Raw genomic sequence first — 11,688 nt, 5'->3', positions numbered from 1 at the left:
AATGTCCTCCGTAACCTCGTGGACCCGACTGGAACCGGGTGCCCGTAGTGACGACCTCGCTCCCGGCCTGCAGGCCCGGGTGTACGACCCACTCTGGCTGCTCGCCCGGCAATGGCAGCTCGGCGAGTTCACCGGCGAGGACGCCGGCTCCCCAGCATCGGTGCGGATCCAGGCCCAGAGCGCCCCAGTAACCACCTACCGGCCCGCCGGAGGCACCGCGCAACCGTTCCCGCACGGACGCCCGCTGGAGTCCGTCGTCGAGGCCGGGCCGGTCGGCCGACTGACCGATCTGCCACACGCCACCCGCACCGGCGAGCACTTCCTACGGCTGCTGGCGGACCAGCCCCGCCTCGCGGGATACGCGTCGCTGTTCATCGAGGCATACCCGCTGGCCGTGAACGGCCCGGCGGCGGACGACCTGGACCCGGCCGCCCGGCGCTGGCTGTCGGTGCTCACGCGGCGGGCGGCCAGCGGCGTGCTGCTCCTGCCGGCACTGCGCAGCCTCGTGCAGCAGGGCACCCCGCCGCCCGGAGTGCTGGTACCGCCGGCACTGCTGCCGGAGCTGACCCGCTGCGCGACCACATGGCTCGACTGGTTGGACACACTCGGCCTGGACCTCTCAGGAATCGGCAGCGGCACCGGCGGCGGGCTGCCCGAGGCGTTCGCTGCCGGGCCGTCCGCCAGCGCCGCCGGCACCGGACCGACCGCATGGCAGCCGGCCCGGATGGAGTACCGGTTCGACATCTCGGCCCGCTTCGGCGGCAACGACACCGTGCTCTCCGCCTCCGAGTACGACGGTGGCCGGCTGGACTGGTACTCGTTCACGGTCGACACCGCCGCCCGGCTGCCCGCAGCCAACCAGATCAGCGACATCGTGCAGACCGTCCTACCCACCCCGGCCGCCTATCCCGGCATGCCCGCCCCCCGCTGGTGGGAGTTCGAAGACGCTCGGGTGGACTTCGGTCAGGTGGAGGCCGAACCCAGCGACCTGGCGCGGCTACTGCTGGTCGAGTACGCCACCGTCTACAGCAACGACTGGTACCTCGCGCCCCTGACGGTGCCGGTCGGTTCCGTTCTCAAGATCCGCTCGGTGGTGGTCACCGACACGTTCGGCTTCCGCACCCTGGTCCGCGTCGCCGGTTCGCTGTCCGGCGACGGCCAGGACTGGTCATTGTTCCGGCACACCGTCACCGGACCCCAGGCCGCACTCACCAACGGCCGCTCCGACTGCCTGCTGGTCGCTCCGGCGCTGACCGACACCCAGGAGGCAGATCCGGTCGAGGAGGTGCGGATGTTCCGCGACGAGATGGCCAACGTCGCCTGGGCGGTGGAGACCATCGTCGAAGGCGTAACCGGCGATCGCATCCGCCGGCACGAAACGGTCGACCTACCCGCCGTGGAAACGCCGTCGGGTGGCGAACCCTTCTACCGGCTTGCCACCAGCGTCCCGGAGCACTGGTTCCCGCTGCTACCGGTCACCCCCTCGCCAGGGGCGTACCGGTTGCGCCGGGGCAGTGTGCCCCGGTGGCGCGACGGACACGCGGTCGATCCGCAGCCGGTCGGTCAGCTACTCGAACCCGGCACCGATCTGCTCCTCCACGAGGAGGAGGTGCCGCGGGAGGGCGTGCACGTTACCCGGGTGCGGCAACGGGCCCGGTGGAGCGACGGCAGTACCCACTCCTGGACCGGCCGCCGCAAGCGGCCGGGCCAGGGGGAGGGCGCCAGCGGCCTGCTCTTCGACCAGGTGGTCGACACCACCACCAGTTGAGTTCGCTGCGCACGTCGAGAACCGCGCCGACCCGGCCGAGCGAAGGACCGCATCGGACCACAGCGCTCGACATCCCGTCCGCCGATCCCCGGGCGCCGGATGAGACGACGGCCGCGCGTCGGCCAGCCAGGGCGCGGCCGCCTTGGCCGCGGCGACCAGCCGCCACGGCCTGGGCGGTCGTACGCCGCAGGCACAGGCCGGCCACTGCTCTGGCTCACCGTCCGCGCGGCGACCCTCTGCCGACGGCGACCGCCGGCCCGGCCTGCCCGTCGGAGCGGACACCGCGGCCGGCGGCCGGGCCGACCTGGTCGTGCACCTGCCTCGGCGACCCGGCTCGGACCGTACTAATACCCGACGGTCACCCGCATTTTGGCCCAGGTGATCCGACCGGCAACTCCATCGTCGGCAATGCCCTGCATCCGTTGGTACCAACGGACACCTTCCTCGGTGCGGGTGTCGAAGGTTCCGGTCGGCTTCCCACACCGTCGCTCTCCGACGAACCGCTGAATGAACGCCACGTCGTCCCCGCTCATCCCACGCCGCACGGTCCGGGTCCCGGGCCGGTGGCCGGTCGGCCTCGGCGACGGCTCGGGCTTGGTCGCCTCCCGCAGCGCGGCGATCGTCTTCGGGCCGACGATGCCGTCCACGGTCAACTTCCTGGCTTTCTGGAATCCACGCACCCAAGCCTGCGTCACCGTGCCGAACACACCGTCGACCGCCAGACCGGCGCCGACCTTGTTGGCGAGGCTCTGGAGCTCCCGCACGTCGCTGCCCTTGCTGCCGGCGCGCAGCGTGCGGTCGCCCAGCCTCGGGGCGATCGACGTGGCGATACCCCACGCGCGGGTGCTGTCCTCGCGGCTTCGAGTGTGGCTGACACTGACGTGGATGTGCTTGTCGTGCGGGTTGGGCCCGGTGTATCGGGCGGGCCGGAACCCGCGGGTGCGGCTCCAGATGGTGCGGTCGAAGATGACGTACTCCGTCGACGGGTGCTCGCTGCACCGGCGGACGACCAGCAGCGGGTCGATGCCGTCCTTGTCGAAGTCGATAGCGTTGACCGAGCCGTCATCGCCATCCGGGTTGTGATCGGACTTGCGCGCCTGGTGCGCCGCATCACCGATCCAACCGTCGGACGTCCGGTCGCGCATGGGCCAGCGTTTGTTGACTTCGTCCCGCAGGACCATCAGCGCCGGCGACAGGTGGACTGCCACTCCTACTCCTCCTCCTCGACCGCTGTGAGGTCGTACTCGACCGGCTCGCCGATGTGTTCCTCCGGGCTGTCGTCCTCCTCGAAACAGGTGACGACGAGGTCCTCGGTATCCGCGCTCATCACTCATTCCTCTCGTCCGAGGTCACCGAGTCACGATTTACTTTGCGGCCGATGATTTTCCAGCCGCAACGACCAGTCAGCTTTCTTGCAGTACATCTGCCGACCCTGCCAATTGCTGCCACCGAACGGCCCACGGCGTCCTCGCGGATTACCCGACGGTTGTCAAACGAAGAGGCTGATCCTGGGCAGCCTTCGTACGATGATCACAAGAGCGGCGATCCAGGTTGCCGCCATCAAGGAATGTCGGTGACCGACCTCGGACCCACCCCCTCAAATGGTGAGCGAATTATCGGGTCGCATTGGAAGCCCAGGTCGGCACGTGGTGCACGATCGACATGCTCGGCTGCCGCGGCGACGCGTGCTCCGTTCGGGTTCCACGCCCAGTACCGCACTACTGGCTTGTTGGTCACTTGTTGACAGGCCATCGCCGAATCGGGTGATCGCCACCGCAATCCAACGCCATTCACCGATGTTGTGGCAGCGTCAGCGGAGCAGGATGTGCGGAAGTGCCTACTCCGCAGCCCGCCTGACCCTGCACGTCAGGCTCATCGTTCACCGGCCTACACACCCCCGAAGGCCCCGGCTCGGTCTCTCAGCTGCCGAGCATCCAAAGGAGTCACCTTGTCGAACCACTTCAGCGCCGACAACCTCAAGTTTCCCGGCGACGACCGTCGCCTCGACCTCACCGACCTGTACGTCTTCACCTCACCAGAGGACCCCAGCAAAACGGTGCTGATCATCAACTCGAACCCGACCAGCGCCCCGCCCCCGATACCGGCCCCTACCACCGGCCCGGAGTTCTACCCCGGCGCGGTCCACCGGATCAACATCGACACTGACGGCGATGCGCAGGCCGACGCCGCATTCACCTTCACGTTCTCCGACTATGAGAACGGCAGCCAGACCGCGACCGCCTGGTACGCCACCGGCCCCGACACCCGCCAGCCCGAGCCGGCCGGCCTGGTGCTCGCCGAGTCCTTCCCCGTCAGCTTCGACGGCGCGGCCCAGCCGGTCATGGTCACTGAGCCGGGGCAGATCCGACTGTTCGCCGGGCTGCGCAGCGACCCGTTCTTCGCCGATGTCGAGGGCGCCCTGCACGGAATGAAGTGGACCGGGCACGACGACTTCGCCGGCAACAATGTCGACTGCATCGTGGTGGAGGTGCCCACCGACCTGCTCGGCCCCGGCCCGGTCATCGGAGTGTGGGCCTCGATCAGCCGGCGCAGCGACGGCGCGCTGGAGCAAATGGACCGCGGCGGGAACCCGACCATCAACCCGTTCATCAACCCGGACGGCGAGAAGAACCTCTACAACTCTCGGCAGCCGGCCGACGACGTGGCCAACTATCTGGGCCCGTGGTCCCAGATGCTGGAGAAGGGCGGCTACTCACCGCAGGAGGCCAAGGAGACCGCCATGCAGGTCCTGCCCGACATCCTCCGTTACGACCGCACCAAGCCGGTCGCCTATCCCAACGGCCGCAAACTCATCGACGACGTCTTCAGCTATCGCTTTGCCTGGCTGACCCACGGCAAGCTTTCCCCGACCGGGCTCAAGCCGCACGACGACCTCACGTGGCAATTCCCCTACCTCGGCCCACCCAACCCGTAGATCCTCGAAAAGTGGCTCGACTGGTTGCCGCTCGTGGTCAGGGCGCCAGCGCACCGACCGCGTCCACGCCTATCACCAGCGCCGGCTGGCTGATCTCCCGTGCGGGGTGGCCGGCACGAGCCGGCGGGTGATCCACAGCGGTGAGGGGACGCGTTGCCCATCACCACCGCGTGCGCGCCAGCCTCGAAGGCCACGCCGATCTGCTCCGCGGTGCGGTACCCCGGACCACCAGCGCCAGCCCGGCGAGGACGATGGCAGCTGCGGCCAGCTCCGTCGGGCCGACGGGCTCGTCGAGCAGCAGCCACGCCGCGCTGAGCCCGAAGACCGGCACCAGGAGGCTGAACGGCGCCACCCGCGCGATCGAGTACCGGGCGATCAGTCCGTTCCAGATCCCGAAGCCGACGAGGGTCGACACGTACGCGACGTAGGCCACGGCGAGCAGCCCGCGCCACGACAGGCCGGTGATCGCATCCAGCACCGCCTGCCCGCCGTCGACCACGCCGGCCAGGCCGAGCAGCGGCAACGGCGGCACCAGGCTCGACCAGACCAGTAGCGAGAGCGGTCGCTTCTCGCCGCTGGCCCGCATGACCAGGTTTGCCACGGCCCAACTGGCCGCCGCGAACAGCGTCAGCATGAAGCCGATCACCGTGGCGTGGCCGCCGCTCCCGGTCGCCAGCACGCCGATCCCGACCGATCCGACCAGTACGCCGCCCACCTGCGCCCGCGCGGGCCGCTCGCCCAGCACCGCCGCGGCCAGCAGCACCGACATCAGCGCCTGCGCCTGAAGCACCAGCGAGGCCAGACCGGCCGACATGCCAGCCGCGAGCGCGGTGAAGAGAGCGCCGAACTTCAGGACGCCGAGCACCAGCCCGTAGGTGACCACGTAGCGGAGCCGGGCACTGGGGCGCGGTACCAGGAAGACCAGCGGCACCGCCGCCGCGACGAAGCGCAGTGCGGTCAGCACGAGCGGTGGCAGGTCGCGCAGGCCCAGCTCGATGGCGACGAAGTTTACGCCCCAAATGGCGGCGACGAGCACGGCGAGAAGTCGGTGCGATGCCTTCATGCCGGCAAGGCTGCCCGAGCGAACACTTAAGGACTAGTTCAATGTTCTTCATCGCTGTTGTAGCGTAGCTACATGGATCTTGACGTACGCCGGCTCCGCGTGCTGCACGAGGTCGCGCTGCGTGGCAGCGTCACAGCCGCCGCCGCAGCGCTGCACGTGACCCCGTCGGCGGTATCCCAGCAACTCGTCCAGCTGTCCCGAGAGGCCGGGCACGAGCTGGTCGAGCGCGCCGGGCGCGGAATCGTGCTTACCCCGGCCGGCCAGGTGCTGGCCAACCACGCGAAGGACGTGCTGGGCGCGGTGGAGCAGGCGGTGGCCGGGCTCGCCGCGCTCCACCACAGGGTCAGCGGCACGGTGCGGGTCGGCGCGTTCGCGTCCGCGGCCGGCGCGCTGGTGGCCCCCGCCGCCGCCCGCGCTCGCGCGAAGCACCCGGAGCTGGACGTGCGGGTGATCGAGGCCGAAGACCAGCAGAGCCGCCTTGACCTGCGCTCCGGCACCCTCGACGTGGTGGTGCTGCAGGAGTACGACCACGTGCCCACGCCGCTGGTCGACGACCTGGACCGGCACCCGGTCACCACCGACCCGATGCACCTGGTCACCCCGGTCGGGTGGCGCCGTCGAACCGGCCGGCTGCGCGAGCTGCGGGACGTGCCGTGGATCGCCAGCGCCGAGCGCACACCGTGCCTTCAGTCAACATTGCACGCTTGCCGGCTCGCCGGCTTTGAGCCCGACATCCGGCACCGCTCCGTCGACTTCGCGCTCACCCTGGACCTCGTCGCGGCCAGCCTGGGCGCCGCGCTGGTGCCGGAGCTGGCGCTGCGCCACGTACCACCCGGGGTGCACGTGCAGCCACTGACCGAGCCGGTCACTGAGCGACGCATCTTTGCGGTCACCCGCGCCCTCGGCGACGCGCCACAACGGCCCGCGGTGGACGCTCTCCTGGCCGAGCTGAGCGGCCCGGCCGGCGTCCCCCATGGGCAATTGCCGCCGACCATCGCTTGACGCACGTGCCCGGGATCCACCAGCGCTCGGCCATGATCGGCGCGCCGCTCGTGGCGGTTCGCCGTCCTGCTCAGCGGACCACACCCAGGTCAAACACGGAAATCGACGCGGTCCCACGAGGCGGTCGCCGGGTTCCGGACGGTCGACAGTCAGTGGGGCGTCTGCGGCTTTGCAAGGGGCGAGTTGGCAGCGGTCCTTTCAGGACTTCGCCCCGTCTTCCTGTTCGGTGTCCGGGCACCACTGGTGCAGCCTGCCCGGCCGGGACGAAGGCGCCTTCGGGATGGCAGCCGGGGCCGACCGGCGGGCCGGCCGTACTGAACCGGCAACGCGTCGTCACCGGGGACCAGTAGGCCAGGCTCCCAACCGCCCCGAGCCTCGATGTCCTAGGACGGTTTAGAGAGTGTGCGCCAGCGCCGCAGGCTTGCACATGTTGCGGTCGAGGCCAGGATGGCCGGTTCAGTTCCGTTGCCTGTCGGTCACCGGCGGTGTGCCTTCCGCCGGCGGAAACCTGGTTCCAGGGCCGCGCATCCAGCCCGTTGTCGCCTCTCTAGGCTGGGGCGATGAAGCTCTTGTCCATCCAGTCGGTGGTCGCTCACGGCCATGTCGGGAACTCCGCGGCAGTGTTCCCGCTGCAGCGCATCGGTGTAGAAGTTGTCCCCGTCCCGACGGTGAATTTCTCCAATCACACGGGCTATGGCGCCTGGCGGGGGCCCCTCATCCCGCCGCCGGATGTGGCGGAGATCCTCCTCGGGGTGGAGGAGCGTGGAGTGTTTCCCCAGATCGATGTTGTGTTGTCCGGATATCAGGGCGGGGTGGGCATTGGCGACGTCATCGTCGATGCCGTGCGCCGGGTGAAGGCGGCGAACCCTTCGGCGCTCTACGCGTGCGATCCCGTCATGGGCAACGCCAAGTCCGGGTGCTTCGTCGCACCGGAGATCCCTAGCCTGCTGCGCGACCGGGTCGTGCCGGTGGCCGACATCATCACCCCGAACCAGTTCGAGCTTGGGTTCCTGACCGGCACCGAGCCGGCGAGCATCGAATCGATCCTGGCCTCGGCCGACCTCGCCCGCGCCATGGGTCCCTCGACCGTGCTGGTCACGAGCGTGGAGCGTCCCGATCGGGAGGAAGGCGTGATTGAGATGCTCGTCGTGGACGGCGCCGGCGCCTGGCTCGTGACTACCCCGCACCTGCCGTTCAAGGCGAACGGGTCCGGTGATGTCACGGCGGCTCTGTTCACCGCCCACTACGTCAAGACCGGGAACGCGGCGGTGTCGCTGGAGCGCACGGCCTCCAGTGTCTTCGATTTGATCGAGATGACCTACCGGGCCGGCGAGCGTGAGCTCCAGCTGGTGCAGGCCCAGGAGTTCTACGCTGCGCCGCGCATGCAGTTCAGCGCCAAACAAGTGCGCTGAGTTCGACGCGTGCACGCCCACGACGATGGTGGGTGCGGCCGCTGTCGGGGAAGATCGAGAACGGCCCGTTCAGCACCTGACCGTCCGGCCCGCAGCCACCTGGGACGACATCCACCACGCCCTACGCGAGGAGGTCCGCCGGGCCGTGGGACGCGACCCCGAGCCCAACGCGGCGGTCGGCGGGCAGGCTGGCGGCAGCGGCACCGAGCAGGCCACGCAGATCCTGTTCGGCACCGGCCGGGAACTGCTGCGGCTCCTGGAGCTGGTAAGCGACCCTGGCGGCGTAGTGGTCGCCGACGAAGGCCCAGCCATCGATCCGGGACTGGCTCCCGTCCCATTGCCGTACGGCGAAGCAGGAACGGTCGCCGGGGCCGTCCTGGCTGAGCGGTGCGCCGATGCCGTCGCACTCCTCGGTCTGTGTTTTCTCGCTGTAGCTGGGGTTGTAGTCGGACAAGGACTCGGCGATGACCGTGACGCGGAGGTCGCCGCGAAACCCGTCAGCGGCGTTCAGGTCGACACTGCAGGCGAGAGTAGCGCCATGCGAGGTGATGTCCCGGTCGGGTTCGCGGGCAGACCCCGGGGCGAGCCGCGTGAGCATGTCGTCGGTGATCAGCGGGCACGGATCGGGTAGCTGGCCGAGCTCGACCGTGTCGTCGGAACAGGCAGCCAGGCCGAGTCCCAGGAGGCAGGTGGCTAGGGTGCTGGCGAAGCGCAGGGAAGTGCGGCGGGGTAGGACGGAGCGAGGCGAGGCTTCCGGTCGGGGTTTGAGGCCTTGGTCGACAGCCGTGCTAAGCGTGCTGCGATCGGTCACGTCGGCAAGTGTCACGGACTTGAGGGTACGGGGCTCCTCCTACGACACTAAATCCGCCTGGTCCACTGTCGACTCGGATCCGCGCCGTCGGCGAACTGATCGCAGCGCACTGTCCAGGCCCCACTGGCAGCGCTACGACATTGGGCAGGGCGCTGGCGGACCGAGGCGGCCGGGTGGGCGATCACGCTCGACTCCCGCCCGGATCACGACAGTGCGACGGAGAACGGCGACCGCTGTTGACGGTTACCCCGCGACCGTGGTGCTGGCTGCCGCCGCGGGCACCGCCACGGCCGTGTGGCAGGTCGCGTTGTTGCGGGGCAGCATGGGCCAGGCAAGCGGGTCAGGGCAGGGCGGCGAGGTACCGCTCGGCGTCGAGGGCGGCGGCGCAGCCGGTGCCGGCGGCAGTGATGGCCTGCCGGTAGGTGTGGTCGACGAGGTCACCGGCGGCGAACACGCCGGGCAGGTTGGTCTGGGTGCCAGGGGATTCGACTTTGACGTAGCCGTCGGGGTCGAGGTCGACCTGGCCGCGAAACAGTTCGCTGCGCGGGTCGTGCCCGATGGCGACGAACACGCCGGTGGTGTCCAGGCCCCGCGCCTCGCCGGTGTGGACGTCGCGCAGCCGGACGCCGGCGACGGCGCCGTCGTGGCCGAGGATCTCCTCGACGACGCTGTTCCACTCGACGGTGATCTTCTCGTTGGCCAGGGCGCGGTCGGCCATGATGCGGCTGGCGCGGAAGGCGTCGCGGCGGTGGATGATGGTGACGCTGCGGGCGAAGCGGGTGAGGAAGGTGGCCTCCTCCATGGCGGTGTCGCCACCGCCGACGACGGCGATGTCCTGGTCGCGGAAGAAGAACCCGTCGCAGGTGGCGCAGGCGGACACGCCGTGGCCGAGGAGTTCCTGTTCTCCGGGGACGCGGAGGGGCCGCCAGGCGGATCCGGTGGCGAGGATGACCGCCCGCGCCTGGTATGCCTGCTCGCCGACCCGCACGGTCTTGGCGTCGGTGGTGAGGTCGACGCGGGTGACGTCGTCGGTGAGGAACTGGGCGCCGAACCGGTCGGCCTGTTTACGCAGGCTGTCCATCAGTTCGGGGCCGGTGATGCCGTCGGGGAAACCGGGGAAGTTCTCCACGTCGGTGGTGGTCGTCAGGGATCCGCCGGACTGGACGCCTTCGATGACCAGGGGTGTGAGGTTGGCGCGGGCGGCGTAGACGGCAGCGGTGTAGCCGGCGGGCCCAGAGCCGATGATGATCAGCGGATGGGGGTCAGGCATGGGGTCGCTCCTGGTCAGGGGTGAGCCGCCCGCCGGCAGGGGCCGGCGAGCGACAACGAAGGCGGGGGTGTCAGGCGGTGGGGCGCAGCTCGGTGAGCAGCTTCTCCACCCGGGTGCGGATCTCGTCGCGGATCGGGCGGACGGCGTCGACGCCCTTGCCGGCGGGGTCTTCGAGCTTCCAGTCCTCGTAGCGCTTGCCAGGGAAGACGGGGCACGCGTCGCCGCAGCCCATGGTGACGATCACGTCGGAGGACTCCGCGGTCTCGTATTCGAGGAGCTTGGGCGTCTGGTCGGTGATGTCGATGCCGACCTCGCGCATGGCCTCGACGGCGGCCGGGTTGACCTGCTCGGCGGGTGCGGAGCCGGCGGAGCGGACCTCGACGGTGTCGCCGGCGAGGTGACGCAGCCACCCGGCGGCCATCTGGGAACGGCCGGCGTTGTGGACGCAGACGAACAGGACGCTGGGCTTGTCACTCATGGGGTGCCTCTCTTGGTGCAGTGCGAATCGTGGGGCCGGTCGACCGCCGTGTCGTCGACGCTGTCGGACGGGACGCGGTCGGGGGTGCTGTTGCGGTCGACCAGCCGGTATCGGCCGGGGTCGTACCGCCGGTTGATCGGAGAAATCTGGGACACGCCGTGATCAGGTGGCGGTGTCATGGCCAGCGGCCGACGGTCGCCTCCTCGTCGGTGGGGACGACGACCTGGTCGGCGGCGGCGCCGGCATCGGGGTAGAGGACGGCGAGCAGGCCGACGCCGACCGCGAGGCCGACGAGCTGCGCCAGCACGAACCCGGGCACGGAGGTGGGGGCGATGCCGGCGAAGGTGTCGGTGAACGCGCGGCCGATGGTGACCGCCGGGTTCGCGAACGAGGTCGACGAGGTGAACCAGTAGGCCGCGCCGATGTAGGCGCCGACGGCGGCTGGCGCGACGGGGGCGCGGCCGGAGCGGGCGAGGGCGAAGATCAGCAGGATCAGGCCGGTGGTGGCGACGACCTCGCCCAGCCACAGGTGGCCGGCTGCGCGGTCCTTGTGGGAGAAGTCGACGGCGGCGAGGTCGAACATCAGGTTGGCCAGCACCGATCCGGCGATCGCGCCCAGCACCTGGGCGGCGACGTAGCTGCCGAGGTCGCGGGCGGTGAGTCCGGTTCCGGCACGGCGGCCGAGGAACCAGTCCGCGGCGGATACGACCGGGTTGAAATGGGCCCCGGAGATCGGTCCGAAGATCAGGATCAACGTGGCGAGGGCGAACACGGTGGCGGTGGAGTTCTCCAGCAACTGGAGGCCGACATTGTCGGGGGAGAGGGTGGTGGCCATGATGCCGGAGCCGACCACGGCGGTGACCAGCAGGGCGGTGCCGAGGAACTCGGCCAGCAGGCGCCGCCGAAGTGCGATGGTCGTCAAAGTGTTCTCTTCCATGATCGGAGGGGC

General features: G+C 69.9%; 11 protein-coding genes. 4 read left to right on the top strand and 7 right to left on the bottom strand.

Annotated features, from left to right (window positions below):
- Position 1 precedes the first annotated feature (1 nt).
- A complete protein-coding gene (locus ACIRG9_RS12780) occupies positions 2-1,768 on the top strand; it encodes a hypothetical protein (RefSeq protein ID WP_402854398.1) in 1,767 nt (588 codons plus the stop codon).
- A gap of 344 nt (positions 1,769-2,112) precedes the next feature.
- Here the strand turns inward: ACIRG9_RS12780 and ACIRG9_RS12775 are convergent, their stop codons facing one another.
- Entirely contained in the window at positions 2,113-2,949 is an 837-nt protein-coding gene (locus ACIRG9_RS12775; RefSeq protein ID WP_402854397.1) for a peptidoglycan-binding protein, read from the bottom strand.
- 767 nt (positions 2,950-3,716) lie between these two features.
- Here ACIRG9_RS12775 and ACIRG9_RS12770 point away from each other — a divergent pair.
- Positions 3,717-4,703, top strand: a complete 987-nt coding sequence (locus ACIRG9_RS12770; RefSeq protein ID WP_402854395.1) for a DUF4331 family protein — start codon at positions 3,717-3,719, stop codon at positions 4,701-4,703.
- 160 nt (positions 4,704-4,863) lie between these two features.
- Here ACIRG9_RS12770 and ACIRG9_RS12765 read toward each other — a convergent pair whose 3' ends face one another.
- Positions 4,864-5,766 carry an EamA family transporter gene (locus tag ACIRG9_RS12765; protein ID WP_402854393.1) on the bottom strand — a complete coding sequence of 301 codons (903 nt, stop codon included), beginning with the start codon at positions 5,764-5,766 and terminating at the stop codon, positions 4,864-4,866.
- 72 nt (positions 5,767-5,838) lie between these two features.
- Here ACIRG9_RS12765 and ACIRG9_RS12760 point away from each other — a divergent pair, with 72 nt between their 5' ends.
- Positions 5,839-6,768, top strand: coding sequence for a LysR family transcriptional regulator (locus ACIRG9_RS12760; protein WP_402854391.1), 930 nt, complete (start codon positions 5,839-5,841; stop codon positions 6,766-6,768).
- A gap of 560 nt (positions 6,769-7,328) precedes the next feature.
- The gene (pdxY, locus tag ACIRG9_RS12755) at positions 7,329-8,180 is read left to right on the top strand and encodes a pyridoxal kinase PdxY (RefSeq protein ID WP_402854389.1); all 852 of its coding nucleotides are present in this window, start codon (positions 7,329-7,331) and stop codon (positions 8,178-8,180) included.
- Positions 8,181-8,301: 121 nt separating this feature from the next.
- Here the strand turns inward: pdxY and ACIRG9_RS12750 are convergent, their stop codons facing one another.
- The 5 genes from ACIRG9_RS12750 to ACIRG9_RS12730 all read right to left on the bottom strand — a co-directional run bounded on the left by ACIRG9_RS12750 (position 8,302) and on the right by ACIRG9_RS12730 (position 11,676).
- Positions 8,302-9,006, bottom strand: a complete 705-nt coding sequence (locus tag ACIRG9_RS12750) for a hypothetical protein (RefSeq protein WP_402854388.1) — start codon at positions 9,004-9,006, stop codon at positions 8,302-8,304.
- A 325-nt stretch (positions 9,007-9,331) separates the two neighbouring features.
- Positions 9,332-10,261, bottom strand: coding sequence for a thioredoxin-disulfide reductase (gene trxB, locus ACIRG9_RS12745; protein WP_402854386.1), 930 nt, complete (start codon positions 10,259-10,261; stop codon positions 9,332-9,334).
- 70 nt (positions 10,262-10,331) lie between these two features.
- On the bottom strand, positions 10,332-10,739 hold the full coding sequence (locus tag ACIRG9_RS12740) for an arsenate reductase ArsC (protein ID WP_402854384.1): 408 nt from the start codon (positions 10,737-10,739) through the stop codon (positions 10,332-10,334).
- A complete protein-coding gene (locus ACIRG9_RS12735; RefSeq protein ID WP_402854382.1) occupies positions 10,736-10,894 on the bottom strand; it encodes a hypothetical protein in 159 nt (52 codons plus the stop codon). The genes ACIRG9_RS12740 and ACIRG9_RS12735 overlap by 4 nt, the downstream gene beginning before the upstream one ends.
- A gap of 20 nt (positions 10,895-10,914) precedes the next feature.
- Complete coding sequence (locus tag ACIRG9_RS12730) at positions 10,915-11,676, bottom strand: aquaporin (RefSeq protein WP_402854381.1); 762 nt, start codon at positions 11,674-11,676, stop codon at positions 10,915-10,917.
- Positions 11,677-11,688: the final 12 nt, after the last annotated feature.

This window comes from Micromonospora sp. NPDC093277, assembly GCF_044765245.1.
Lineage (GTDB): Bacteria > Actinomycetota > Actinomycetes > Mycobacteriales > Micromonosporaceae > Micromonospora.
This window is presented reverse-complemented; position numbering and strand designations above follow the sequence as displayed.